The sequence below is a fragment of the Flavobacterium hibisci genome (assembly GCF_020026925.1).
Classification (GTDB): Bacteria; Bacteroidota; Bacteroidia; order Flavobacteriales; family Flavobacteriaceae; genus Flavobacterium; species Flavobacterium hibisci.
In genome coordinates this window covers 78,087-103,826 of the sequence record NZ_JAIQDW010000012.1, presented here as the reverse complement: position 1 = coordinate 103,826, position 25,740 = coordinate 78,087, and the positions used below count along the sequence as shown (strand labels likewise).

Genomic DNA, 25,740 nt, shown 5'->3' with positions numbered 1-25,740 from the left:
CTGAGACTTTAAAACTAACTCATTACGGTTTTGGTTTAAAATGGAAAACAATCAGACAAACTCCTTCGCCTGTTCTGCTCTGATCACGTTTTACTCCCAGACGTAATGAGGTTGAAGTAAGTTGAACCAGTTTTACATTCGTCCAGTTGCTGCAATCAGGGTAATAATCTCCTCCATACTGCATTTCAACTCCGTTGTTGAAAATCAGTCTGTTGTTGGTCAAATCAAGACTGAAAGTTCCGGCTTTGGTTGTTTGCGCACTTGATGTTTGAGCGGTCTGAATTACTTTTGTATTGTATCCTCCATTTAAGTTAAATTGCATTTCTCCCCAGTTTTTATTGGGCATAACCCAGGAGTTACTTGCGTAATCTGGAAACCAGTTCCAGTTATCGCCTGATGTTCCCGGATAGTCTAAACCAGACCAGCCAACTGGATCAATAAAATCTAAAACCCATGTTTTACCTGCAGCACCATTTGTCAGCATTTCCCATCTTGGATCACTGAAGAATGTTTCATCATTTTCAGGCACATCAACAGTTACAGGCGCAGCATCTATAGAACCGCCTCTTACATAAGCAGTGTAATAAATGGTGTATTTTCCAGCAAACGGAAACGTGATTTTATCATCACTTTTATTCGAGTGTCCCAATTCATTACCACTTGCATCTACATATTTCCAGTACGGAATTACAGTCGCATCATTATTCTTTAAAATAATCTCGTTTTTGTTGGTAGCATTCTGCGTTACCGAAAACTTAATGGTTTCTGGTGTAAGACTTACGGCTGGCAGGCTTTCACGATCTTCAACCGGTTCACATGAAAACAAAAGTGAACCAATTGTTACTACCGCAATCAATATATATAATAGACGTTTCATAATCATTTGTTTTAAAAATTAATTCCAACCCGGGTTTTGAGTTATCGTGTTATTTGAAAGAATGATCTGCGATTGAGGCAATGGAAACCACCCTTGAGTTTCTGTTCTAAAAGTTACAGCAAACTGAGAACCTCCTATTGTGTTATCAATAGCGGTTTTTGTTTTTGCCATTCCTTGTCTCAATAAATCGAAATAACGCAAGCCTTCAAGTGCCAATTCTAGTTGACGCTCTTTCATAATATTGTCAATTGTAGCTGTAACACGGTTAGTTGTATTTTTGAATGCACGGTCACGAACTCTGTCTAAATAGGTTTGTGCTAAAGTCGGATTTGACTCTAAATTCAATTCGGCTGCCATTAATAGCACATCCGCAAAACGAATGATGGCATAGTCCTGATAGTTGTCTATTTGGAAATTTCCTCCGTTTGCTTCTACTACGCTTACACCAGCAGCGTTGGTAATGGGGCAATATTTTTTCCATGAATATCCGGTGTACTGACGTTGTTCTCTGGCTTCGGCATTAAAATTTAAACCTTCACCCGCATAGTCAATAAATGAAGCGGCTTTTCTTGTATCAGTAGCGCTGTATTCTCCAACCAATTTCGGGTTTACAGTTGCTCCTCCCCATCCTGTTGCATATTTTCCAATTGCACCACCACGAGGCGCGATGTTTACCTGAAAACGGTTTCCTTCGTGTAAATCCCAGTTCCCTTTTCCTGAACCGTTAAAACGAACAGCCCAAACCATTTCGGTATTATCTTCTCCGGCAAAATTTTCAAAAGAAGCCGCCAGCCAAAGGTTTGCAAAATCTGGAACTAATGCATGGCCACTGTTGTTTACGACATCATTAATATAGTTTATGACCTGAGGTTTTGTAACTACTCCAGCTAAATCTGTTTTGTTGTAAACACCTGTATAGAATAAAAATGTTCTTGCTAAATATGCTTCTGCAGCCCATTTTGTAATACGACCATAGTTTGCATTTCCGTTTTGAGAATAATTCTCTGGTCCTAAATTATCAGCTGCAAATTTTAAATCGTTTGCAATTAATGCATAGGTAACTTCTGATGATTGTCTTGGCAATTCGAACTCACTTGTATTTACAGTATGATCAAGAGGAACAATATCCCCAAACATTTTAGCTGCTGTAAAATGAAAGTGCGCTCTTAAAAAACGAGCTTCTGCTTCGTAACGCGTTTTTAATTCAGGAGTTGAACCCCAGTTTACACGGTCAAGATTTTCTAATAAAACATTGGCTCTGTAAATTCCTAAATAAGCATTTGACCAAACATCTTTGTTCATGTCTTTATCTGAAACATATAGGAAACGATCCCATTCAATATCTGTTTGGGCATCGGCGATACCATAACCTCCAAAACAATCATCAGAAGCCTGCTCGCTAATTAACAAAGGCCCGCCGTATGCTTCACGCTGTAATATGTCGTAAACTGCTACCAATCCTTCAAGAGCATCAGATGGTGTTTTATAAAAATTCTCGGTTACTTTATCTGTATATGGTTCATTTTCCAAAAAATCCTCTGAACAAGCACCTAAAACAAGTACGCTTGAAAGAGCAAATAATTTTATATATCTTTTCATGGTTTTCATAATTTAAAAGTTAACATTTAACCCCATCATATAGGTTCTGGGCTGTGGATAATATCCAACATCAATTCCTTTTGCCCAAGACTGATTTACGTTTCCGAAACCAATTTCAGGGTCCATTCCTTTATACTTCGTAAATGTGTAAATGTTATTTCCGGCAACATACAATCTGAATTTTGTGAAGAAACTTAACTTGTTGGTTAGTTTTGTCAAATCACATCCGATAGTCGCATTTTTAATTCTAAAGAAATCTGAATTCTGAATATATAAATCTGAGAATTTCGTGTAGTTTCCGTTTGCATCAGTTCCGTATGTCACTCTTGGAATTCTGTTTGAAGTTCCTTCAGATGTCCATCTGTTTAAAACATCAGTTGTATTATTCGTGTAAGCACGTGTGTAATCGTGGATTCCGAAAACGTTTTGTCCACCTGCAATACCGTATGTATTAATCGACAAGTCAAAAGCTTTGTATGATAATTCTAAATTAACCCCGTAATTAATATCTGGATTGGGATTACCAACCTGCGTTTTATCATTAGCATCAATTTTTCCATCGTCATTTAAATCCACAAAACGAACATCTCCCGGCTGTGCATTTGGCTGAACTCCTGCAGCAACTTCAGTAGCATTTTGAAAAATTCCATCAGTTTTTAATCCGTAGAAATACCCCATTGGTTTTCCAACTTCAACACGGTTCATCTCGTCTAAACCCTGAAATAAAACGTTACTTTCTCCATGAATAATTCCCTCATTATTGGCAATTCTAAGTACTTTATTCTGGTTGCGCGAAAGGTTGGCATTAATATTAAAATTCCAATCTTTTCCAAAATGTGTACGGTATGCCAAACCAATCTCAAAACCTTTGTTGCTTACATCACCTCCGTTAATATAAGGCGCAGTTGCTCCAGCATAAGCAGGAATTGAAGCCAGTACTAACCAATCTTTTGTTTTCTTATCATAGTAATCAAAAGTTAAAGTAAAGTTGGTAAACAAAGTAGCATCAAAACCTAAGTCTAACTGTTCTGAAGTTTCCCATTTTAAATCACGATTCGCGAGCTGATCTGGGCTTGAACCTACCAAAAGTGTCTCGTCTCCTGTACCAAAATGATATGTTTTATCGGTAGAGTTTACCGTTGACATATAAGCAAATCTTCTGGCAAACTGATCGTTACCATTTTGTCCCCAGCTTGCTCTTAATTTGAAGGTATTTAAAACTTTGTTTTCTGTAAAGAAAGCTTCTTTGTCTAAATTCCATCCTGCAGAAAATGATGGAAAAATTGCATATTTATTATCCGGACCAAATTCTGAAGAACCGTCACGACGAATAGTGGCAGAGAATAAATATTTATTATTGTAATCGTAAAGCAAACGTCCGAAGTAAGACTGAATTGCATAATCTCTACGATTTCCTTTTACCACATTTGAAGTAGGATCTTTTGCGTTATCTAAATAAGCGTGTTTAAAATCGTCGAAGATTAAGTTTCTTCCCTGACCTTCCATATAATCGGCTGTATTTTTTTTAGCCGATGTACCTACCAGAACATCAAAATTATGAGAATTTGCAATGATTACTTTGTATTGAAGTGTATTCTCAAAAATCCATCCCATTGATTTCGTTGCGCTTTGTGTTACGCTCGAAACCGTATTATTATCATTTGAAGAAAGTGAATAAACCGGCTTGAAAGAACGATAATTACTATCTGTCATATCAACACCAAAACTAGTTCGATACGTAAAGTTTTTTAAGAATTTTAATTCTGCAAAAATGTTACCTACATAACGGTTGTTTTTCGTTTGATTGAAGTTGTTGTAATACAATGATCCCACTGGGTTGCTGATATCTGCTGAAATAACAGAATGCGCAAAATCTCCGTTTGCATCATACGCAGCATCAATTGGAGCGGCATTTAAGAAGCTTCTAATACCGTTGCTGTAAATTCCGTCATCGGCAATTCCGCTGCTTTTTGTGTTTGCGAATGTGAAGTTTTCACCAATTTTTAAATGATTTTCGATTACTTCTGAAGTGGAGTTCACACTAAAAGTAACACGATCGTATTGTGATTGATTGGCAACACCGCCAATCATACCTTCTTGTCCGTAGTACGATAATCCAGTTGCAATGGTTGATTTTTTATCACCGCCAGAAATTAAAAGAGAGTGGTTTTGTTTGACCGCACCTTCATTAAACAAGTCATCCTGCCAGTCGTGGTTTGGGAATACAGCAACCTGAGCTTTAGTATATAAAGGAGTATATCCTGAATTGACACGGGCTTCGTTCATAATAGTGGTATACTCCTGCGTATTCATTAAATCCAGTTTTTTAGCTACGTGTTGAAATCCAGCATATGAATTAAGAGAAACATTCATTTTTCCGTCTTTTCCTTTTTTGGTTGTTACCAAAATAACTCCGTTTGCAGCTCTCGCACCGTAAATAGAAGCCGCCGAAGCATCTTTTAAAACATCAACCCTTTCGATAATGGAGGGATCCAGATATCCTATACCATTATCAACCACAACTCCGTCAACTACATACAACGGATCACTGTTTCCTGCTGTACCAGCACCACGAATGTTTACCACCATGTTAGCTCCCGGCTGTCCTGAAGAAGATGTTACAGAAACCCCCGAAGCCTGACCTTGCAAAGCATTTACCACATCAAGGCTGGCAACCTGCTGGATATCTTTTCCAGATACTAATGAGGTTGCGGCAGTATTTACCTTTTTCTTCTGTGTCCCATACCCAATAACGACTACTTCCTTAAGTTCAGCCGATTCTGTTTGAAGGGTTACATTAATTGTCTTTTGTGCTCCGACAGTTACGCGCTGAGTCTTGAACCCCATAAAGCTGATGGCTATTACATCACCAGTTTTTGCCTCAATCCTGAAATTCCCGTCAAAATCTGTTGAAGTTGCTCTTTTGGTTCCTTCAATTGCTACAGTTGCTCCGGGAATTCCCATTCCGTCGTCTGCCGATTTTACATTTCCGCTTACAAATTGGGATTGCTCTTGTGCAAAACCCGACTGCATCGTAAACACGCTAAGCAACAGCATCAGATAAAACTGGAGCATCGTTGGTTTAATACAATAATTGCTTTTCATAATCATTAATAATTTGGTTAAAGTTTGTTGTTAGTTGTTTTTAATCTAATTAACACGCATTAAAATTTGTCACATTTTTTGTCAGCTGCTAACATTCTCAGTTTACTAAATTTCTATCTGTATCGAGGTTGAATTTTATGAAATGTACTTTGGTGAACTTTTTAATGAAATACACATGAATCATTCGAGAACTTCCTAAGTAAGTTTTTTTTGATACACCATATTAACTTATGGTCAAAATAAACTTATCTTATGGTTAATTTGACTACAAGTGTAGGGAATTTTTATATATTAACAAAAAATTACCTTTATTTTTTTGTAATTAAAATAATAACCAAACCATTTTTATATATAAATCATTTAAAACCATAAAATTCTATTGACTATTATTTATAAATATTAATTTAATCATTCAAAAAAGTAATTATTTCAGTAATTTATCATCATTATCATGCATTATTCTTAAATTTTACATACAAACATCATGATATTGAAAAATATATAACTCTTTAAGCACAAAGTGTTATTTTATTTATTTAATTTGTCAAAATTTTAACAGATGACCGACAATTTGAATAATGGCATTTTCGTAAAAAATGATCCTTCAGTGATGAATGCCATTACGATTGATTGCGTCATATTTGGTTTTGATAAGGGAAGCCTCGAAGTTCTTTTAATTCAGCACGGAGAGGGTATTAGTAAAGGAAAATGGGGACTCCCCGGAGGATGGATTAATAAAAAAGAGAGTATAGATGATGCTGCACACCGGCTATTGAATGAACTTACGGCGTTAGACCACATCTATCTTGAACAGTTGAAAGCATTTGGAAATCCAGATAGATTTCCTCTCAGACGTGTTATCACAATTGGTTATTATGCCTTAATCAAAAGAGAGAATTATAATATTCAGCCCGGTTTTACGGCATCGGATGCAAAGTGGTATAAGATTAACCAGATTCCCGATCTGATTTATGATCACAGTGAAATACTGACTTATAGTCTAAAACAGCTGCGTGAAAGGGTTCGCCAGGCACCAATTGGATTTAATCTTTTACCAGAAAAATTTACATTGCTGCAATTGATGCATTTGTATGAAGAAATATTGGGAATAGAAATGGACAAATCTAATTTCAGGCGGAAAATCCTTCACATGAAATTGCTTGTAGCACTTGACGAAAAACAGCAGGATGTTTCTCACAGAGCAGCCAAACTCTACAAATTTGATTCGGAAATTTATACAAAACTTACTGAAAAAGGATTTAATTTTGAATTTTAAAACAGCCTTATAAAAGCAACAAATGGCATTTTTACACTCAAAGAAAGCTTCTAAAACTTATGTAGGAGGACCTTCTGATATTCAAAATCCCGTAATCGACGGAGTAACGATTGACTGCGTGATATTTGGATTCAACAAAGGGAACCTCGAAGTACTTCTGGCACATCATGCTGAAGGAGAAAGTATGGGAAAATGGGGACTTCTTGGAGGCTGGCTCAAAAAAGAAGAGAGTTCTGATGACGCAGCGCAAAGAATTTTATATGAATTAACGAGTCTGGACAACATCTATCTGGAACAGTTAAAAGCGTTTACGGATCCAAACCGTGTGCCGGGAAGAAGGGTAGTAACCATTGGTTATTATACATTGGTGAACCGTGAAGATTACAATGTAAAGGCTGGACTTACCCTGATGGAAGCCACGTGGTACAAGATTAACGAACTGCCTGACCTGATTTTTGACCACAATGAAATCCTGCAATTCAGCTTAATGCAACTTCGTAACAGAGTGCGTCAGGCCCCAATAGGATTCAATCTTTTACCTGAAAAATTTACTTTATTACAATTGATGCACCTTTATGAAGAAATATTAGGAATCGAACTCGACAAATCCAATTTCCGAAGAAAAATTCTGCATATGAAATTGCTTGTTGCCTTAGATGAAAAACAACAAGATGTATCGCACAGAGCCGCAAAATTGTACAAATTTGATTCGGAAATTTACAAAAAACTGACTGAAAAAGGGTTCAATTTTGAATTTTAAGACTGAAATTGATTTTCAAAAATTAACTATCCGGCAACTAGATTCCAGAATCCAAAACTTTGCGTTATATTTGCGCCTTAATAACATGCCCTGAAGTATTTACAGCAGGGCAGATTCATACCCAAAAATTACTAAAAACTCGTTTAGAGAACTGAATATAAAATGAAGAAGATACGTAACTTTTGCATTATTGCACATATTGACCACGGTAAAAGTACACTGGCAGACCGATTACTAAGTGCCACACAAACCGTTTCGGCTCGTGAAGAAAAAGCACAATTGCTTGACAACATGGACCTGGAACGTGAGCGCGGAATCACCATTAAAAGTCATGCCATTCAAATGGAATATAAATACAAGGGAGAAGAATACATTTTAAATTTAATTGACACTCCCGGTCACGTTGACTTTTCATATGAAGTTTCCCGTTCGATTGCGGCTTGTGAAGGTGCGCTTTTGATTGTGGATGCTGCACAAAGCATTCAGGCACAAACGATTTCAAACTTATACCTGGCTTTAGAAAATGACCTGGAAATTATTCCGGTTTTAAATAAAGTCGATTTGCCAAGTGCTAATCCGGAAGAAGTTAGCGATGATATTATCGATTTATTAGGATGTAAATTAGAAGATATTATTCATGCTTCGGGAAAAACTGGTTTTGGTGTTGAAAATATTTTGGCTGCCATTATTGAAAAAATTCCAGCTCCAAAAGGAAATCCGGAAGAGCCTTTACAAGCGTTGATTTTTGACTCGCATTATAATCCGTTTCGCGGAATTGAAGTAATCTTTAGAGTTGTAAACGGCGAGATCAGAAAAGGACAAAAAATTAAGTTCATGGCTACAGGCAATGAGTATTTTGCCGATGAAGTAGGTACTTTGAAACTGAATCAGGTTCCGAAAAATGTGATTTCGACAGGAGATGTTGGGTATTTAATTTCGGGGATTAAAGAAGCAAAAGAGGTAAAAGTGGGTGATACGATTACAGATGCCAAAGCACCGACTACCAATATGATTACAGGTTTTGAGGATGTAAAACCAATGGTTTTCGCCGGAATTTACCCTGTTGACACGGAAGATTTTGAAGATTTACGTGCATCAATGGAAAAACTACAGTTAAATGACGCTTCGCTGGTATTTTCTGCAGAAAGTTCGGCCGCATTAGGTTTTGGTTTCCGTTGCGGATTCTTAGGAATGTTACACATGGAAATTATCCAGGAACGTTTAGAGCGTGAGTTTAACATGACCGTAATTACAACTGTTCCAAACGTTTCGTATTTGGCTTATACTAAAAAAGAACCAGATACTCCGATTATCGTAAACAACCCAAGCGACTTGCCTGAGGCTACAAAATTAGATCGTGTAGAAGAACCTTATATCAAAGCAACTATTATTACCAAAGCTGATTTTGTGGGTAATGTGATGAGTTTGTGTATTGAAAAACGTGGACAAATTACCAATCAAACGTATTTAACTACAGAACGTGTTGAATTGAATTTTGACATGCCATTGGCGGAGATTGTATTTGATTTCTATGACAGGTTAAAAACCGTTTCAAAAGGATATGCATCGTTTGATTATTCTCCAATTGGAATGAGAGAATCAAAATTGGTTAAAATGGATATTTTACTAAATGCCAATCAATTAGATGCACTTTCTGCCTTAATTCACGCTGATAATGCCTATACTATTGGTAAGAAAATGTGTGAAAAATTGCGTGAATTAATTCCGCGTCAGCAATTTGAAATTCCGATTCAGGCTTCAATTGGAGCAAAGATTATAGCTCGTGAAACCATTAAAGCACTTCGTAAAGACGTTACCGCAAAATGTTACGGTGGAGATATTTCGCGTAAGCGTAAACTGCTTGAAAAACAGAAAAAAGGTAAAAAACGTATGAGACAGGTTGGAAATGTTGAAATTCCTCAGGAGGCGTTTATGGCTGTTTTGAAATTGAATGATTAGATTTTTTAGAAGAAAGAATAAAGAATATAGACTAACCCAATAACGTAAAAGTTGTTGGGTTTTTTGTTTATTTTTGAAAGAGTAATTAAAAATAAAATGACAGAAATAAGCGGAGAAGACTTTAAACAAAAGATTACATCTAATGAAAAATCTTTTAGTGATTTAACCATTAAAATAGAACACAAGACTATTCTTCAAATGCAAAGTCTCAACTTTGAACTGACATTTAAAAATGTGATATTTAAAGGAGAATCTCTTGTTTTTCATGATAGAAATTCTGAAGATCCACTAAATAGATTTTGCGTTTTTGACAACTGTACTTTCTTTTGCGATATACTTTTTTCTTCTTGTTCTTTCAAATATTTAAAATTCATTTCATCTAAAATAAACAATAAGTCTTTTCAAATTGCAAATTGCAAAGTAGAAAACCTTTTATTTGAAGAGAATAATGAAAACTTTACTGATATAATTCCAACTATAGTAGAATCGGGATATTTAAAAATTAATGGAGGCAAAATTAGAACTATTGATATTGAAAATATAATTTTTAATAACGGGTCATTAGGAATATCAAATTTAAATTATACTGAAAGCTGCTCGATTATAAAGTCAACTTTAAATACCGTTGTTTTTACTCATTGTATCTTTAATAGTTATTTTCATTATATAGGAAATAAAGTAATTTCTAATGCTAATAAATGTTTCTTTAACCATTGCAACTTTTCAAGTTCTAGTTTTTTTGAAACAAATTTTAATGATGATACTCATTTTAATAATTGTACATTTAACAACCCTATTAATTTTCAATCTATTAATAATGAAATCAATGGGAATTTTAGATTTACATCTTGTGACTTTACTAAATTCACTGATTTTGATAAATCAAAAATTCACAAAATAAAATTGGATAAAATTAAATTTCATGATTTTGTTTCATTTCAAGAAACCTACTTTGACATTATTGAAATAGATAAAACGAATTTTGAAAAGGGAGCTTTTTTCGATGATATTCAAATAAAAAAAATTGAAGATTGTAATAGAAGAACAATTCGAACAATCAAACAGCAACTTCAAAAGGCTGAAAATCGAATTGACTTTAATCGCTTTCGAGCATATGAACTTGCTGCTCATTATAAGGAATTGGATTGGAAATGGAATTCAGGATTTATCGATAAATCAATTTTATATGTTACTAAAATTTCAACTGATTTTGGCAATAGCTGGAGGAAAGCATTGCGATTTACAATAGTTAGCGGTTTTTTAATTTACTTAATACTATACTTTATTGAGAATCGTAATTTTTTAATTGATTTCTTAAATTGGGATAATTGGGCAAGATTGTTTTCTGGTTTCTTTAGATTTCTATTAGTAACCGATTTTTATAATCCCCTAGAAACAGATAGAGTTTACTTAACAAATCCTTTCAGTTGGCTAATCTTCATATTTGGAAAAATTGTAATTGCTTTCGGGATTTACGAAATGATTCAATCCTTTAGAAAATTTAAAGCCTAAAAAACATTTTTTAATTAATCTCATAATTATGGAAACTAAAAAAATCAACATTAATAGAGATTCCTGCTGAACATCAGAAAATAGTTTTAGACAGAATGGATAAAGCCAAATCAAATCCTGAAAGGCTTTTAGACTGGGAGGAAGTTTCTAAAATTTATAACTGAATCAGATTTGTAATTAATACAAACCCAATAACCTAAAAGTTATTGGGTTTTCCTTTTTCACTAAAGAAATCCGCCACAAATTCCTAATCCGATCAATAAATAAACCGCACCCAAGATAAACAACACTTTTGCGGTCTTTGGATTGTTTCTTTTTACAAGGAATCCAATAATTGTAAATACAACCGGCGGCCCAAACATAATGGCAACGAAAAATACGATCAATCCGTCTAAATTGCCTACTTCTAATGCTATCATAATTTATATAGTACTTCTAAGTTCTTCTAATCTTTCTATTTTTTCGTCTCTGTAAAACAAATTCATCGTTTCAAACGGAATTATTTTATTATCCTTATTGACAATATGCACACATGATTTTTTAATCGCCCTTACATCAAAATTATAAGCATCAATAAACTGCATAATGATAATTCTGAACAAGTTATCGTAACCTAACTCAGGAGCATCGATATTAGGCAGGCAGCAAAGGATTGACTTAAGATTTTCCTGAGCCACTTCTACTGAATTTCCTGTACTGAATAATTCTATCATTTTTCCGCGAAGCACTTCATCCTGTTCGTAAATAATGGTGTTTTTGCTATTGTCCAATAAATCATTCGGATTAATGTATCGGGTTAACGGGAAAACCTCATCACCCAGTTTCAAAGCATATCCCATCACCAAAGCATCCGGATTACAGGGAACCGGCAGCAAATCATCTGAATTGAAAATGGAAGTTTGTTCTAAAATTTTCCTTCTTACCTCGGTTAGTGTCATCCGGTCCTTTTCGGGATTGAAGTTTTCCAGTCTTCCGGCAATTTGTGTGGGTTGAAAAGTAACGCCTCTTACACATTTCTGCTTTAGCGCAAATTCAACTATTTTACCAATTTCATTATCATTCAAACCTTTTTGAAGCGTAACAACCAGTGTTGTGGATAAATTAAGTTCATTGAGGTTTTCTAATGCCTGTTTCCGAATTTCGCTCAAATCGGCACCGCGGAGTTCCTGCAATACGCTATCTTCAAAAGAATCAAACTGCAGGTAAATTTCAAAATCCGGCGAATAGCTTTTTAGCCTTTGGGCAAATGCTTTGTCTTTTGCAATTTTGATTCCGTTAGTGTTAATCATTAAATGCCTGATTGGTAGTGACTTTGCATAATCCAGAATTTCAAAAAACTGAGGATGAATTGTCGGTTCACCTCCACTAATCTGTACGACATCAGGTTCTTTTTCATTTAAAACTATCGTGTCTAGCATTGTTTTTACTTCCTCTAAAGTCCTGTGTCTTCCATAAGAAGGCGATGAACCGGCATAACAGGTCGGACAAGTCAAATTGCATCGGTCTGTAACTTCAACAACCGTCAGACAGGAATGCTGTTCATGATCCGGACAAAGTCCACAATCATATGGGCATCCGTAATGTGTTTTGGTATTAAAAGTATAAGGTGTTTCAGAAGGTTTGTTGTAGTTTCGGATGTTTTTGTAATATTGGATATCATCTGCAATCAGCACTTTTGAATTTCCGTGTTCCGGACATCTTTTGAGCATGTACACATTCTCATCTTCAAAAACAATTTTAGCATCAATGCGCTTTAAACATTCCGGACAAAGGCTTAAGGTAAAATCATAATAAGTGTATTTTCTAACTGGCATTTTTTACGAATAAATTTAAAATTGTTTTGTAATAATAAAGCAGACAAATTAAGCATAAAATCTGAATGGAACTCAGGCCTGCAACAAAGAAATGATTGGGTTTTATAAATTCTATACAAAATCGGAATGTAAAATAAGCAATCATAAAATACTGAAATAACAAGCCGTTTTTCAGGTTTTTGCTTTGTATATTTTTGAGAAAAATAAATAATACGACCAAAAAAAGCAACTCATACAAGGCAATCGGATGACGCTTTATATTATCACCCAGATTCATACCCAGAAAAAAAGTTGTTGCTTTTCCATACGTAAATTCATTTGTTCCAGATAAAAAACAGCCAATTCTTCCGATAAAAATTCCCAGAATAATCGGAAACGTAAACAAATCGCCCGATGATTCTTTTTCACCAATGATTTTTTTAGCAATCTCAACTCCTAAAAGCCCGCCAAACAATCCGCCCATAATGGTTTTAGTGTTGAAAAGACTCAAAAAAGATTTAATATCCGGAATAACAACAGGATGTTCTAAGAAACCTACAATCCTGGAACCCAAAAAAGCGCCGAGTGCTGCGCCTAAAATAATAGATAACCTATTGATTGTTATGATGCTGTCTGTAGTTCTTTTTCGTAAAAAAGCATAGTACCGATAGCCTATAAAAAAGGCCAGGTATTCTAGAACTAAATGGATATTAATTTCATAACCAAACAAGACTGGTTCAAACGGAAGCTTCATTAATTGCGATTCAAATTGTGTTTTAACATTACAATTCTGTAAAGATGCAAAAATTTATTGTTTTTAACTCTTTATCGTAAAATAGTATCTTTGAAAAAATGTTTTTAAAATGGACGAAACCCCAAAACGATTTGACCGAATTGTCGCCATCCTGATTCAGTTGCAATCGAAAAAAATTGTAAAAGCGCAGGAATTGGCGGATCGTTTTGATTGCAGTTTGCGAACGATTTATCGAGACATTCGAACACTTGAAGCTTCTGGAGTTCCTATTTATAGCGAAGCCGGAGTTGGTTATGCTTTGATGGAAGGCTACCGATTGCCTCCGGTGATGTTTACGCGTGAAGAAGTCAGCAGTTTTATAGCTGCCGAAAAACTGATGCAGAAATTTACGGATCCGACTCTTGGAAATCATTATGCATCGGCGATGTATAAACTGAAATCAGTTTTGAGAAGTACAGATAAAGATTATCTTTCGAATATTGAATCGAGGGTCATGATGCAGACTGCTGAACCCATGTTTAATGACAATTCTCCCAATACTTTAGCGGTTCTTTTTGAAGGAATTGCCGAGAAAAAGCAGATACTGCTAACGTACAAAACATTTTCAAAGGAGGAAACAACGCAACGAAATTTAGAACCTGTAGGTGTTTTTCACGACAATAACAACTGGTATTTTCTGGGATACTGTCATTTGCGAAAAGATTATAGACAGTTTAGAACTGACCGGATTCAGGGTATTAAAAAAACAGAACTGGATTTCACCATTGAACACGATTCACTGGAAACCTATCTTACTAAAACAGAAACCTGCCCTACCACTAAAGTCCGAATTTTAGTGGATAGAAAGATAATTCATTATTTAGCTACAGAACGAAAATACCATGGTTTCATTTCAGAAAAAGAAGTTGACGGACAAATCGAAATGACTTTTATGTGCCGTGATATTGATAATGGTTTTCCCCGATGGTTTTTGATGTTTGGAGATTATGCCACAATTCTTGAGCCTGAAAGTCTTAAAACAAGAACTTTAGAACTGTTAGAAATCAACAAACAAAGGCTTTTATAGAAAAAAACTCCTAAAGAAACTAAGTTGCATTAGGAGTTTTTTGGTCTTTAATGCTGCTGTTTTACAACATTATAGAAATTATAATCGGTATTTGAGGCATCTGTAATTCCGATATTACGGCCCATCGTTACAATCTGGCCTCTGTGATAAGTGCCGTGATTAATAACCTGAAGCAGATAATCCGAAATAGGCAATTCGCATTCAAACCACGGATTAACGATTTTGACTTCTTTCATTAAATCTTCTTCGGACAATGAATTGATTAAATGTTTCAATTTTAGAGATGAATTTAATAAACCTTCAAAGATTTCTTCTTTCGACAATTCACTTTCCGGTTTCTTCTCTGATAAATCAGTTTCAGAAATAACAGAAAACCAATATTCTTCAGTTGACCAGATATGATCCAGTGTTTTTATAATTGTTGAAAAACTTGAAGATACTTCTGCATACAGCAATTCATCAGATTTCGGCGAAAGCCAGTTTACGAATTGGTGGTTTACCCATAAATTATAATCTGCATAATTGGACATTATTTTCTTTAAACTCATAGCCGTTATTTTTAGATTTATTAATAAAGTTACGATGAAAATTTCATCTGACTATCTTTCCCAAAAAAATGGCGGCTCGATATTTAAAGCTCTTAAATAGACATAAGCCTGTCCGCGGTGGTGGATCTCGTTGTCTATAAAATATAAGATATTCTGAATAATCGGAAATTCATACTGTCCGAAAAGCTTAAAAGTCTCATTGAAATCTTCTACAGACAATTGCTCCCAGTATTTATTGATTTCTGCTGTAGCTTCATCCCATTTTTCAAGATATTGCGCTTTAAAAATCAGTTTTTCCTCTCCTTCAGTATAAGGCTGGCTGTCGCGGTTTACAATTGCTTTAAGTCCCGGAGCTGCAATTGCCAAAAGTTCATCAATCAACTTTGCAAATGGGCGCATTCCTCCTATTGAAAATTCGAAGAAATCCTTTTCAGGGAAAATCTCAATTAAACGACGTGTTAATGCTCTGTGTCCCTGCCAGTGCTTCAATAAATCTTGTGAAGAAATTACTTGTGCTTCTAATGTTTTCATGATTTTAAAGTTTTAATTTGTTTAACACTTCAAAATTATCGAGGGTCGGTGACAACAGTTTGTCAGCAGGAAATAAAAAATAAATATTTTTTTATTTCCTGCCGTAGAGACGCACAGTCGTGCCTCTAAAACCCTCTAATCACAATAAAAGATTAGATGTGGCACAGTCCACCTTTACAGGGAATCGTTTGCCATTCCATTTTTAGCAAAACCAAATCAGAACTGTTTTTCTGAAATCAATAGCGAAATTATAAAATACTGACAATCATAACATTAAAAAGAAATAATTTCGTAACTTTAAGTAGCACAACTAATAAAATTATGAATTATGAGATCTGCTCTACTTCTATTTTTATTATTTTATTCGGCTATATCTTCATCACAGGGAATCATAGTTGACACTACAACTTTGGCTATACCGGAACTGGTTCGGCAAGAGCTGATGCAAAATGCCTGTGCCAGTGAAAGCAATTTCAAATTCTCATCACGGCTGGGCATTGGAAAATTTACCAATACCAATCCTAATTTTCCCATTACAAACGGAATTATTATTCGGAACGGTATTGCCAAACATACTGAAGGATCTTATACAGGCTTGAATGAAAGCAGTCGGTTAAATAATAATAATGATGCCGATTTGCAGAATATTAGCAATGAGAATGGTCAAATTGTTCCTGTTACCGATGTGAGTTATCTTCAGTTTGATTTCACCCCTTTGTCGAGTAATTTTAGTTTTGATTTTCTTTTTGCTTCGAATGAATATGGCGAATTTCAATGCGGCTTTAGTGATGTTTTTGCCTTTATCCTGACCGATTTAACAACGGGAATTTCTAAAAATCTTGCTGTAGTCCCGGGCACAACAACACCCGTTTCCGTTAAAAACATTCGGGATCAGCAGTACAATTCTGCCTGTTTGTCTGCCAATGCCAATTTATTTGACCGTTATAATGTAACCAATCCCACAGTTTCGGCCATCAATATGAGAGGGGAAACCAAAGTTTTGAAAGCTTCTTCATCTGTGATTCCAAATCGGACATACAGCATAAAACTCGCCATTGGCGATTATAACGACAGTAATTATGATTCGGCAGTTTTTATAAAAGGAGGCAGTTTTATAACGACAATGGATTTAGGTCCTGACAGAATTATTTGCGAGGGAGAAACTATCACACTGCAATCTGGACTTGTGGGCAATTATGATTATGTGTGGACTCTCAACGGAGCTGTAATTCCCGGGGAAACAAGCAGCTCCCTTACGCTTAACAGAGCCGGAATATACGGACTTACAGCAACACTTTCAGGCTGTGTGATCAAAGATGAAGTAGTGATTAAAGATTTGGTCGTTAAAACTCCCAAAGATTTAATCGCCTGCTACAATACAAATGGCGTATATCAATATGATTTAACACAAAATAATATAGCTGCTTTGGGGGTTGACCCTGCTAAATATGCCATTTATTATTTTGATTCTTTAGCGGCAGCCAATGCAAACGGTCCTGCGATTCCTCAGAATCAGTTAAACTCTTTTACAAGTTCAGGAAACCAGACTATTTATATAAAAGCCGTACCGGTAAACAACAATAGCTTTTTCTGTAACAACTTAATCTCTTTCAATTTGCTGGTAACACCTGCTATCAATATTGTAAAACCTTCTGACATTAACGTTTGCAACAACATTTCCGGAAGAGTCATTGTAGATTTAACTACTCAGGAAAGTACCATACTAAATGGGCAGAACCCTTCGGATTACAAAATCAGATATTACACCAGCCAGACAGCCGCAAACAGTGCAACGAATAACATAGCAGATCCAAAGGCTTTCAACACTTCCACAGCACAAACACCACAAACGATTTGGGTGCGGGTTGAAAACATTTCGAGTTCGGTTTGTTATGCTACGGTCAATTTTAATATAAACATTTTTTCTCTTCCAACAGTAGATGATATTCCGGATGTAGTAGCCTGCAACAGCTACACTTTACTACCAATTACATCTGGGGAATATTATACGGGACCAAATGGAACAGGTGCTAAACTGAATCCTGGAGATATTATTACCAAAAGTGGTGCCTACTATATTTTCAACAGATCTGCAGCCAACGGTTGTACCAATGAGACTTCTTTTAATGTAATTCTGATATACGAACTTAGTTTTAAAAAAGAAGCCTGCGGTCAATATACAGTTCCTCGTGTAGCTGCTGGTGGTTTTTTTACTGCTCCCGGAGGACAGGGAAATGCTATTCCTGCAGGAACAATTTATACCACAAGTCAGACTATTTATTATTATGCCAGAATTAATGGAACAGTTTGTCGTGATGAAGCGTTATCATTTATTGTTTATCCTTTGCCTATAGTCGATAAACCCGGCAATGTGGTAACCTGTAACTCTTATATTCTGCCTCCTTTAGTAAATGGGAATTATTACACGGCAACAGGAGGTAAAGGAACTCGTTTAAATGCCGGAACTAATGTAACAACTAGCCAGATGGTATTTGTTTTTGCAAATGACGGAAGATGCACCAATGAATATTCCTTTAGAATCGAAATCATTAATTCGTCCGTTTTTGTTCCAGTTACCAGATGCGGAAATTATATTTTACCTCCCGTTGCTGTGGGTGGTTATTACACTGCCCCGGCCGGACAGGGTCGAAATATTCCGGCTGGAACCAACATTACTACTTCGCAAACCGTGTATTATTATGCCAATACTACAACCTCTCCTAATTGTACTGACAACCTAAATTATGAAATTACCATCAAAACACTGCCATTAGTAGATACACCGCCCAATAGACTGGAATGCGAGCGTTATGTCCTGCCTCCTTTGGTAAACGGAAAATATTATACCAAAACAAACGGCGGAGGAACCGCATTAAAAGCCGGGGATGTGATTACCTCAACCCAGACCATTTATATTTATGCAGTTGGCCCTGAGTGTACCAATGAACATAGTTTTGTGGTCGAAATCAGAAAACGTCCTCTGGTCGATAGTTTTACAGATGTGGTAACCTGTAACGCCTTTAAACTTCCTGTATTGAAAAACGGAAAATACTTCACTGCAACCGGAGGTCCGCATGGCCAGGGAACCCAAATCCCCGAAGGAACACTCATCAACACCAATCAAACAATTTACATCTATAATGAATGGGCCGATTTTACAAGCTGCAGTAATGAAACTTTTTTCAGGGTGAATTACAACGGAATAGATGTTGGTACCTTTGCCGATGTTAATGCTTGCGACAGCTACACCCTGCCACCCTTGCAATTAGGTAATTATTACCCACAGCCCGGAGGAAAAGGCACTGCTATTCCGGCGGGAACTGTTTTAACAAGCTCACAAAGAATATATGTTTATGCCGTTTCCGGTAACCGACTGACCTGCACAAGCGAAAAGATTTTTTTAGTCAACATTTCTGCAACTCCTGTAATCGCAAGCGCTCCAGATGTTGCCATTTGCGGAAGCTATACATTACCGCCTTTATCTGTTGGAAATTATTACAGCGGGCCAAATGCAACCGGAACGCGCTATTCATCCGGGCAGCAAATAACTGCCAGTCAGCAAATCTATATTTACGCCGCATCTCCAACAAACCCCAATTGTACGGCTCAGGACGATTTTAATATCACAGTATATCCTTTGAAAAATCTGGTATTACCAAACGAAATTATCTGTGTTGATTTCCAGACGGGAACCACGCTTCGTTCGGCGGAATTAAGGTCAGGACTTAATCCTGCCATTTACACTGTTGACTGGTATCTAGCCGGCAATAAAGTAGGCACAGGTCCGAATTATACCGCTGCCAAAGATGGAACTTATACCCTTCAAATCACCAAAAACACACCCGATGTTGGTGATGATTGTGGGTACAATCCGGCTACGATTATCGTCGAAAAATCAAGTCCTGCAGTTGCAAGTATAAACATGACCGACTCCTTTCGGGAAAATACCGATGTTACCGTAACACTGCACAATGGTTTTGGAACCTATGAATATCAGCTCGATGACGGCAGTTTTCAAACCAGCAATGTATTTTATGATGTTGCTTCCGGAGAGCATGTTATCACAGTACGAGATGTCAAAGGAAACTGCGACGACCAGATTCTCATTATCAATGTACTCAAATACCCTAAATTTTTCACTCCCAACAACGACGGATACAATGACACCTGGAACATTCCCGATCTCGCTTTTCAGCCCGATGCCGTCATCAATATCTTCGACCGCTACGGAAAAACCATCAAACAGATAAAACCTTCCGGTGCCGGCTGGGACGGTAAGTACAATGGCGATCTGCTTCCCTCTACCGACTACTGGTTTCAGGTTTTTTATACCCTAAACGGAACTCCTCAGGTTTTCAGGGCACATTTTAGCATGAAACGATAAGCTTTTGGGCGTGCCACCATCCCGATAAAAGGGAAAGATCAACATAACGATTATTCGCCCTTTTATCAGGATGCTGTCAGGCTGTACTCGTTACTTCGGTAACCTGCTCCCATCCTTCACGCTGGCAGAAGAACATTTTTGTAAGGTTGAGATTATTTATTTTTTATATTTGGAAGAAATAATACGAAACAAACGTTCGTATATACACCTAAATTTGGGTAGATAGGCGAATGTTTGTTCGTATATAAATAAGTTGTACCTCAAAAAAAAAAAAGCACCCCTCTAAAAACAAAGAATCAAATAGATTAAACCAATTACAGATGCAGTTCTTGATCAATAAATAATATCGATTATATTGCTATTAAACTCTCTTTGTTTTTACTTTTGTATAAAATTAATTTATAATGGCAATTGCAATTAGACAAATACCAGTTCTTAAAGGTAAAATAGCTTCAGTCTTTAATAAGAAAGCTGAAGATGCTATAGCGAAAAAACACACTGTTGATTTTTCTGCTCAGTCTGCTGTTGCTAAGAAAATACTTGAGAAAGCTAACCTTTAAGCATTTTAAATTTGGGGTTTCTCGCAGACGAATGCACACTTGTCCCTTTAAACCAAGTACTTTTAGAATCTTGTAAATCTTTTTCTTGTGGCGACAATGATTTAGATGATTTTTTCAGTAATGATTGTGAAGCATATTCACAAAAACTACTTGGGAAAAGTTATTGTTTTACGTTAATTTCTGACCCATCAACAATAGTTTGTTCTTTTTCTGTTTCAAATGACAGCATTAAAACAAATTTTATTCCTAAACCTAAGAAAAACAAATTAGAACGTAAAATACCTCAAAAAAAGAAAATGCGTTCTTACCCTGCAGTTTTAATCGGCAGATTAGGTGTCGATGTAAATTACAGAGATAAAAGAGCTGGAGATGAATGCATGGACTTCATAAAATATTGGTTTATTAATGATAAAAACAAAACAGGTTGTAGATATATTGTTGTTGATGCATATAATAAAGAAAAACCTATAAATTATTACAAAAGAAATGGTTTTGAATTTTTATTTGATAATGAGGACGAAGAAAAAATATATGCCGGATTAAAACTTAATCTTTCAAAAAGAGAAAAAATTATTAACTTTTTTAGAAAAAAATTAAGTTTAAAACCTATTTTAAATGAAAATTTACACACAAGATTAATGTATTTTGACTTAATAGTCTTAAAAACAAAATAACTAACCGCTATCATTATTAGCGGTTTTTTTATACAATCCCAAAATAAATTGACAAAAAAATCAAACTAAATAAAACAACGAGGTACAACATGCGTTTGGCAAGATTGCGAATTTTGTGGTAAATTCACGTTTAGATTTCGCAAGAAAATTTTATGTTTAACAGAAAATAATCAGTTCCGAAGCTCGCAACCTCGCCAAGCGCCGGAACGTTGGCAATAATTATAAAGACGCTTCAGAATATTTCGAAATAAATTTACCTGTAATGAATCATGAAAATTACCAAGAAAGTTTTGATAGAGAAAAACTCGAATTAGAGGAAAAGGATGCAATTGATGTCTTAATAAACTGGAAAGATGGTAAGTTTTACGATTTAAGACATTTACATTCCATTGTAGCTCCAGATTTAGAAATTCAGGAGTATCTAGAAATAAAGGGCTTATATATAGCGACAAATGTCTTGCGTCAGGATTTAGGTTTTGATAAAAATGAAAAACCTGGAGATTTTGATTTGGTAATTATTCCGTTCACGAAAGAAAAAATACTCTTCGAAAGAACAGGTGCATGCGAAGTTAAAATTGTAAGACCTACAAGAGCAAAGCCACAAAGAAATGCAAATTCATTAGGATTAACTCAATTGAAAGGTTTGATTAGTGATGGATTTCCTTTTGTAGGATTGATGCATATTTCAATGACAGAACCTCTACTCAACCATGAAAAATGGGAAATAGATTTTTGTACAATTCCAGCAAATGGTGATGAAAAAATTGCTAAAGGTAAAACATTAGAAGATTATCTTGTCAAAGTCAAAATGGATACTTTTCAGTGGTATTCTGCTGATCAGCAAATGAAAAGATTAATTTCAACAGATGTCCCAAAGTATGTGAATCTTTTGTGCTTTGGATTAAGTAAAAACACAATGGGTGAATATGTAATGGATAGCTGTTCAGTTAAATTCTCAGATTTTGGAAAAGGATATTTCAACCCGAATTTGAAGCATGAAACTATTGAAAAAGTTAAAACCCATTTTGAAAATTTTCAGCATATTTATCATAAAAGAATAATGCGAGAATAACTGCGTACAACTGCGGTTTCATCGATATTGCCGAGATTTCGGTAAGTTGACGTTTGTTTTCACAAAGAAAGTTTTATCTTGGCAGAGAGAACTCAATCCGCTTATCGGCAACGTCGTGAAGCGTCCTAACGTTCTATCCTAGTTTAGGAGAAAATTTACCACTAAAAGAAAATTCACAAAAGCAGAATGATATCGAAAAAATATAATTTAACTTCAACTTTAGGCGAAGTTTTTGTTTATGTAATTTATATAATCGGAATTGGATTCCTGGGTTTTCTAATTTACAGTGTAATTATAAATGAAATGAGTGCAATTTTGACTTGTTTAGGCTTGAATATCTTTTTGTATTTTGTATTTATAAAAAAGATATTAAAATTTAAAAAAATCACTTTTGACACTAAATCAATTTATTTAGAAAACGAATGTATTTCCCTCAAACAAGTAAAAAGCATTGAAACTGGAGAACTAACAATTCAAAAAAATGAAGAAGAAGTAATAGCAAACTACAACTATTTTTATAGTGAAAATTTAAAAATACTTAAAGAATTTCATGAAGCAGAAAACAAATCATGAATAGAAAATCTCCATCTGGTGCTTCTTTGCAACGAGCACCAGATGGAGAGCGGGATACTGAAATAGCAGGATTAACTTGGAAACCATCTGTCAATCAAAGTTTTTATTTCCAGTTTCGCCTTTTCAAGAATTGAATCTAATTGGTCTCTGTTTTGGTCAACCCCAAAAGCCGAAATCTGTTCTGAAGAGATGCCCATAAAATCAAAATTTTGTTTTAGTGTAGAGGAAGCAAATTCCCTGATAGTACCGGAATTATTATAATCGAATCCACTAACTACTATTGATAAAGCTTTTTTATCTTTACAAAGACCGCTAAAACCTGTTTCAGGGCTAAAAGAAAATGTCTTATCACTAACCACAATAGCATCTACCCAGGCCTTTACTGTTGCCGGCATTGAAAAATTGTAAATTGGAAAAGCCAATACAATATTATCAGCTGCAATAACTTCCTCTATAAGTTTGTGATGATTAGACAGCGTTAAGAGTTCTGTCTCCGAAAAGTCTCTTTTACCCATGTTCCATTCCATTATTAAATTCAAATTTTTCTCTAATAATAATTCTGGTGGGGTTTCAGTTAAATTTAAATGTTTCATTTCTGTTTTTCCTTTTGCCAGTTCCACAAACTCATCAAATAAAATTTTGGTGTAAGAGCCTTTTCTAGGGGTGTAATTTATTACTAATGTTTTTGTCATTTGTTCTATTTTTTTTACAAATATAGAGTCAACACATTAATAATTTTAATTATTTTTGTTTGCCTATTTATAATATTTGTTATGATTAATTTAGAATGGTTGAGAACATTCAGCGCTATATATGAATGTAAAAATATAACAGAAGCTTCAAAAAAATTAAATATGACGCAACCTGGAGTTAGTAAACATTTATCTGCTCTGGAAAGCCATATTGGAAAAAAACTATTTGAAAGAACTACCCGGAAATTAGCGCCTACCGAATATGGAAAATTTTTATATTCACAAATCAATAATCCATTAAGTGAATTAGAAAAAGTAGAATATTATTCAGGTCAAAGAGCAAAAAAACAACGATCTGCGATAACAATAGGCTGTACTACAGACTTTTTCAGGAAAGAATTAATACATCATATTTATACTTTTGACATGTATATAGTGATCCATTTTGGAAATGAAAAAGAATTGATTGAAGCTCTTGAAATGGAAAAAATTCAATTATTGGCTGGAATAAAAAAACACGATACTTACGACCACCAATTCACATACTTAAAGAATGAAGAGTTAGAATTAATCTGCTCCAATTCTATTGTTATTCCGGAGAATATTGAAAAAAATGTTACCCAATTCATCACATGGCTGCAAAAGCAAACCTGGTTTACCTATGACAATAACCAAAATGATATAAAAAAGTTCTGGGATTCCAGATTTAATACCAGTCCCAGAATAGTCCCAAGATATATATTGCCCTCTTATCTGGACATCATAGAAGCTTTAAAAAACAATAGCGGATTTAGTATAGTTCCTAAACATTTATGTGATGAAGAGTTAGACAAAAATTTAATTAAAACACCCATTAAGTCTTCTAAAATAATAGAGCAAAAACTATTTTATTCGTTCAAGCTGAAGAATAATAACCTGAAAGAAATTAACATTTTTATAGAGAAGATGAAAGAGGCTAATTTACCACCTTATTGAATTAGTTTTTAAGAACATAACTAATATTAGTATAAATATTAGCAACGCCATCTGGTGCTCGTTTTAGTATGACGATAAAAATTTGGGCGTGCCACCATCCCGATAAGCGGGCTAACTCACAGTATGATTATTCGCCCACTTACCGGGATACTGTCAGGCTGTCCGCGTTACTTCGGTAACCTGCTTCCATCCTTCACGCGGACACAAGAACATTTTTGTAAGGTTGAGATTATTATTTTTATATATTTGAAGAAATAATACGAAACAAACATTCGTATATACACCTAAATTTGGGTAGATAGGCGAATTAGCGGAAATTTTACTCAAACGGACAAGCCAAAAATTAATAAATATTTAAATGAAAAAGAGAAATTTAATTAGCAAATTGTTTTTATATACATTCTTTTTCCTTAGCAGTGTAAATACTTTGATTGCCCAAAGTACTATTCCAGTGAAAAACGACAATGTAATTTTGATTATCGAAAATCAAACTGCAGAAGAGAATTTTGTAAAATTTGGAAAGTTCTTGATTGAACAAGGTTTTTCATTTGCAACAAAGGATAAAGATTTTCTAAGTTTAACTACAAATGAAAGAACTTCAACTGGTGGGTATAAATATAATCTCGCAGTTTCTTTCAAAGACTCTATAATTTCCATTCGTCCAAGGTGTAACTATCTTCTTTTTGGAAGTAGTTTATCAAATCTTCAGTTGGAATGGACTGATTGGAGCTATACTAAATCAAAAAGCAGTCCTCAAGGAATAGCATTTAAAGCATTTGAACCAATTTTGAGAAAATATAATGGACAACTTTATTTTAAAAAGGAATAACTATCATAAAAAACTTCCGCTAACAGCTACTGCAACGAGTACCTACATAAATTAGAAAGATAAGTCGTAGCGTTTATAACGTGGTTATTAACTGAAAAGTTCCCTTAAAGATTTTTATATAGCCAATTTATTTAAATAGCCGCGTTACAAACGCTTTGTTTAGTTTTCTATAAGTAAACAGATACTCTGTTGCAAACGAGC

At 35.0% G+C, this 25,740-nt stretch carries 22 protein-coding genes; 13 read left to right on the top strand and 9 right to left on the bottom strand.

Annotated elements, in window-relative coordinates; all coding sequences use genetic code 11:
- Positions 1 to 22: 22 nt before the first annotated feature.
- The 3 genes from K8B81_RS13530 to K8B81_RS13520 are packed head-to-tail and all read right to left on the bottom strand — an operon-like array spanning position 23 to position 5,581.
- Entirely contained in the window at positions 23 to 877 is an 855-nt protein-coding gene (locus K8B81_RS13530) for a hypothetical protein (protein ID WP_223682124.1), read from the bottom strand.
- A gap of 18 nt (positions 878 to 895) precedes the next feature.
- Positions 896 to 2,476 carry a RagB/SusD family nutrient uptake outer membrane protein gene (locus K8B81_RS13525; RefSeq protein WP_223682123.1) on the bottom strand — a complete coding sequence of 527 codons (1,581 nt, stop codon included), beginning with the start codon at positions 2,474 to 2,476 and terminating at the stop codon, positions 896 to 898.
- 12 nt (positions 2,477 to 2,488) lie between these two features.
- Positions 2,489 to 5,581 (bottom strand): SusC/RagA family TonB-linked outer membrane protein, encoded by a 3,093-nt coding sequence (locus tag K8B81_RS13520; RefSeq protein ID WP_223682122.1) that lies wholly within the window; start codon positions 5,579 to 5,581, stop codon positions 2,489 to 2,491.
- 559 nt (positions 5,582 to 6,140) lie between these two features.
- On the opposite strand from K8B81_RS13520, the gene K8B81_RS13515 reads away from it, so the two are divergent.
- The 5 genes from K8B81_RS13515 to K8B81_RS21095 all read left to right on the top strand — a co-directional run bounded on the left by K8B81_RS13515 (position 6,141) and on the right by K8B81_RS21095 (position 11,252).
- The gene (locus tag K8B81_RS13515) at positions 6,141 to 6,857 is read left to right on the top strand and encodes an NUDIX hydrolase (protein WP_025572377.1); all 717 of its coding nucleotides are present in this window, start codon (positions 6,141 to 6,143) and stop codon (positions 6,855 to 6,857) included.
- A gap of 22 nt (positions 6,858 to 6,879) precedes the next feature.
- Positions 6,880 to 7,617, top strand: coding sequence for an NUDIX hydrolase (locus K8B81_RS13510; protein WP_223682121.1), 738 nt, complete (start codon positions 6,880 to 6,882; stop codon positions 7,615 to 7,617).
- Between the two features lie 162 nt (positions 7,618 to 7,779).
- Positions 7,780 to 9,576 carry a translation elongation factor 4 gene (gene lepA, locus K8B81_RS13505; RefSeq protein ID WP_223682120.1) on the top strand — a complete coding sequence of 599 codons (1,797 nt, stop codon included), beginning with the start codon at positions 7,780 to 7,782 and terminating at the stop codon, positions 9,574 to 9,576.
- A gap of 96 nt (positions 9,577 to 9,672) precedes the next feature.
- Positions 9,673 to 11,088 carry a hypothetical protein gene (locus K8B81_RS13500; protein ID WP_223682119.1) on the top strand — a complete coding sequence of 472 codons (1,416 nt, stop codon included), beginning with the start codon at positions 9,673 to 9,675 and terminating at the stop codon, positions 11,086 to 11,088.
- Positions 11,089 to 11,141: 53 nt separating this feature from the next.
- Positions 11,142 to 11,252: an addiction module protein gene (locus K8B81_RS21095; RefSeq protein ID WP_223682152.1), complete on the top strand. Its 111-nt coding sequence runs from the start codon at positions 11,142 to 11,144 to the stop codon at positions 11,250 to 11,252.
- Between the two features lie 60 nt (positions 11,253 to 11,312).
- Here the strand turns inward: K8B81_RS21095 and K8B81_RS13490 are convergent, their stop codons facing one another.
- From K8B81_RS13490 to K8B81_RS13480, 3 genes are read right to left on the bottom strand one after another with little or no spacing between them, the layout of a single operon-like run.
- A complete protein-coding gene (locus tag K8B81_RS13490; RefSeq protein WP_223682118.1) occupies positions 11,313 to 11,507 on the bottom strand; it encodes a hypothetical protein in 195 nt (64 codons plus the stop codon).
- Positions 11,508 to 11,510: 3 nt separating this feature from the next.
- The gene (locus K8B81_RS13485) at positions 11,511 to 12,902 is read right to left on the bottom strand and encodes a radical SAM protein (RefSeq protein ID WP_223682117.1); all 1,392 of its coding nucleotides are present in this window, start codon (positions 12,900 to 12,902) and stop codon (positions 11,511 to 11,513) included.
- Positions 12,892 to 13,635: a prolipoprotein diacylglyceryl transferase gene (locus tag K8B81_RS13480; protein WP_223682116.1), complete on the bottom strand. Its 744-nt coding sequence runs from the start codon at positions 13,633 to 13,635 to the stop codon at positions 12,892 to 12,894. Before K8B81_RS13480 ends, K8B81_RS13485 begins: the two co-directional genes overlap by 11 nt.
- A gap of 109 nt (positions 13,636 to 13,744) precedes the next feature.
- Here K8B81_RS13480 and K8B81_RS13475 point away from each other — a divergent pair, with 109 nt between their 5' ends.
- Positions 13,745 to 14,701 carry a helix-turn-helix transcriptional regulator gene (locus tag K8B81_RS13475; RefSeq protein ID WP_223682115.1) on the top strand — a complete coding sequence of 319 codons (957 nt, stop codon included), beginning with the start codon at positions 13,745 to 13,747 and terminating at the stop codon, positions 14,699 to 14,701.
- A 47-nt stretch (positions 14,702 to 14,748) separates the two neighbouring features.
- On the opposite strand, the gene K8B81_RS13470 is transcribed toward K8B81_RS13475, so the two are convergent.
- Complete coding sequence (locus K8B81_RS13470; protein WP_025572386.1) at positions 14,749 to 15,249, bottom strand: DinB family protein; 501 nt, start codon at positions 15,247 to 15,249, stop codon at positions 14,749 to 14,751.
- 51 nt (positions 15,250 to 15,300) lie between these two features.
- Complete coding sequence (locus tag K8B81_RS13465; protein ID WP_025572388.1) at positions 15,301 to 15,780, bottom strand: DinB family protein; 480 nt, start codon at positions 15,778 to 15,780, stop codon at positions 15,301 to 15,303.
- Positions 15,781 to 16,108: 328 nt separating this feature from the next.
- On the opposite strand from K8B81_RS13465, the gene K8B81_RS13460 reads away from it, so the two are divergent.
- The 5 genes from K8B81_RS13460 (at position 16,109) to K8B81_RS13440 (ending at position 23,043) form a co-directional block, all read left to right on the top strand.
- A complete protein-coding gene (locus tag K8B81_RS13460; protein WP_223682114.1) occupies positions 16,109 to 20,164 on the top strand; it encodes a T9SS type B sorting domain-containing protein in 4,056 nt (1,351 codons plus the stop codon).
- 404 nt (positions 20,165 to 20,568) lie between these two features.
- A complete protein-coding gene (locus K8B81_RS13455; protein WP_223682113.1) occupies positions 20,569 to 20,724 on the top strand; it encodes a hypothetical protein in 156 nt (51 codons plus the stop codon).
- A 296-nt stretch (positions 20,725 to 21,020) separates the two neighbouring features.
- Complete coding sequence (locus K8B81_RS13450; RefSeq protein WP_223682112.1) at positions 21,021 to 21,398, top strand: hypothetical protein; 378 nt, start codon at positions 21,021 to 21,023, stop codon at positions 21,396 to 21,398.
- Between the two features lie 262 nt (positions 21,399 to 21,660).
- The gene (locus K8B81_RS13445) at positions 21,661 to 22,470 is read left to right on the top strand and encodes a hypothetical protein (protein WP_223682111.1); all 810 of its coding nucleotides are present in this window, start codon (positions 21,661 to 21,663) and stop codon (positions 22,468 to 22,470) included.
- Between the two features lie 303 nt (positions 22,471 to 22,773).
- Complete coding sequence (locus K8B81_RS13440; RefSeq protein ID WP_223682110.1) at positions 22,774 to 23,043, top strand: hypothetical protein; 270 nt, start codon at positions 22,774 to 22,776, stop codon at positions 23,041 to 23,043.
- Between the two features lie 71 nt (positions 23,044 to 23,114).
- Here K8B81_RS13440 and K8B81_RS13435 read toward each other — a convergent pair whose 3' ends face one another.
- The gene (locus tag K8B81_RS13435) at positions 23,115 to 23,735 is read right to left on the bottom strand and encodes an FMN-dependent NADH-azoreductase (RefSeq protein ID WP_223682109.1); all 621 of its coding nucleotides are present in this window, start codon (positions 23,733 to 23,735) and stop codon (positions 23,115 to 23,117) included.
- Positions 23,736 to 23,816: 81 nt separating this feature from the next.
- Here K8B81_RS13435 and K8B81_RS13430 point away from each other — a divergent pair, with 81 nt between their 5' ends.
- Together K8B81_RS13430 and K8B81_RS13425 are read left to right on the top strand one after the other, a co-directional pair.
- On the top strand, positions 23,817 to 24,710 hold the full coding sequence (locus K8B81_RS13430) for a LysR family transcriptional regulator (protein ID WP_223682108.1): 894 nt from the start codon (positions 23,817 to 23,819) through the stop codon (positions 24,708 to 24,710).
- 358 nt (positions 24,711 to 25,068) lie between these two features.
- Complete coding sequence (locus K8B81_RS13425; RefSeq protein WP_223682107.1) at positions 25,069 to 25,539, top strand: hypothetical protein; 471 nt, start codon at positions 25,069 to 25,071, stop codon at positions 25,537 to 25,539.
- The last annotated feature ends 201 nt before the right edge of the window (positions 25,540 to 25,740 follow it).

What these genes read in the sequence shown, in the direction of transcription:
- K8B81_RS13500 (WP_223682119.1), top strand. Translation starts at nt 9,673, where the DNA reads ATGACAGAAATAAGCGGAGAAGACTTTAAACAAAAGATTACATCTAAT.
- K8B81_RS13480 (WP_223682116.1), bottom strand. Translation starts at nt 13,635, where the DNA reads ATGAAGCTTCCGTTTGAACCAGTCTTGTTTGGTTATGAAATTAATATC.
- K8B81_RS13425 (WP_223682107.1), top strand. Translation starts at nt 25,069, where the DNA reads ATGAAAAAGAGAAATTTAATTAGCAAATTGTTTTTATATACATTCTTT.
- K8B81_RS13460 (WP_223682114.1), top strand. Translation starts at nt 16,109, where the DNA reads ATGAGATCTGCTCTACTTCTATTTTTATTATTTTATTCGGCTATATCT.
- K8B81_RS13470 (WP_025572386.1), bottom strand. Translation starts at nt 15,249, where the DNA reads ATGAGTTTAAAGAAAATAATGTCCAATTATGCAGATTATAATTTATGG.
- K8B81_RS13435 (WP_223682109.1), bottom strand. Translation starts at nt 23,735, where the DNA reads ATGACAAAAACATTAGTAATAAATTACACCCCTAGAAAAGGCTCTTAC.
- K8B81_RS13515 (WP_025572377.1), top strand. Translation starts at nt 6,141, where the DNA reads ATGACCGACAATTTGAATAATGGCATTTTCGTAAAAAATGATCCTTCA.
- K8B81_RS13485 (WP_223682117.1), bottom strand. Translation starts at nt 12,902, where the DNA reads ATGCCAGTTAGAAAATACACTTATTATGATTTTACCTTAAGCCTTTGT.
- K8B81_RS13490 (WP_223682118.1), bottom strand. Translation starts at nt 11,507, where the DNA reads ATGATAGCATTAGAAGTAGGCAATTTAGACGGATTGATCGTATTTTTC.
- K8B81_RS13525 (WP_223682123.1), bottom strand. Translation starts at nt 2,476, where the DNA reads ATGAAAAGATATATAAAATTATTTGCTCTTTCAAGCGTACTTGTTTTA.
- K8B81_RS13450 (WP_223682112.1), top strand. Translation starts at nt 21,021, where the DNA reads ATGCGTTCTTACCCTGCAGTTTTAATCGGCAGATTAGGTGTCGATGTA.
- lepA (WP_223682120.1), top strand. Translation starts at nt 7,780, where the DNA reads ATGAAGAAGATACGTAACTTTTGCATTATTGCACATATTGACCACGGT.
- K8B81_RS13530 (WP_223682124.1), bottom strand. Translation starts at nt 877, where the DNA reads ATGAAACGTCTATTATATATATTGATTGCGGTAGTAACAATTGGTTCA.
- K8B81_RS13475 (WP_223682115.1), top strand. Translation starts at nt 13,745, where the DNA reads ATGGACGAAACCCCAAAACGATTTGACCGAATTGTCGCCATCCTGATT.
- K8B81_RS13445 (WP_223682111.1), top strand. Translation starts at nt 21,661, where the DNA reads ATGAATCATGAAAATTACCAAGAAAGTTTTGATAGAGAAAAACTCGAA.
- K8B81_RS13440 (WP_223682110.1), top strand. Translation starts at nt 22,774, where the DNA reads ATGAGTGCAATTTTGACTTGTTTAGGCTTGAATATCTTTTTGTATTTT.
- K8B81_RS13455 (WP_223682113.1), top strand. Translation starts at nt 20,569, where the DNA reads ATGGCAATTGCAATTAGACAAATACCAGTTCTTAAAGGTAAAATAGCT.
- K8B81_RS13520 (WP_223682122.1), bottom strand. Translation starts at nt 5,581, where the DNA reads ATGAAAAGCAATTATTGTATTAAACCAACGATGCTCCAGTTTTATCTG.
- K8B81_RS13430 (WP_223682108.1), top strand. Translation starts at nt 23,817, where the DNA reads ATGATTAATTTAGAATGGTTGAGAACATTCAGCGCTATATATGAATGT.
- K8B81_RS13510 (WP_223682121.1), top strand. Translation starts at nt 6,880, where the DNA reads ATGGCATTTTTACACTCAAAGAAAGCTTCTAAAACTTATGTAGGAGGA.
- K8B81_RS13465 (WP_025572388.1), bottom strand. Translation starts at nt 15,780, where the DNA reads ATGAAAACATTAGAAGCACAAGTAATTTCTTCACAAGATTTATTGAAG.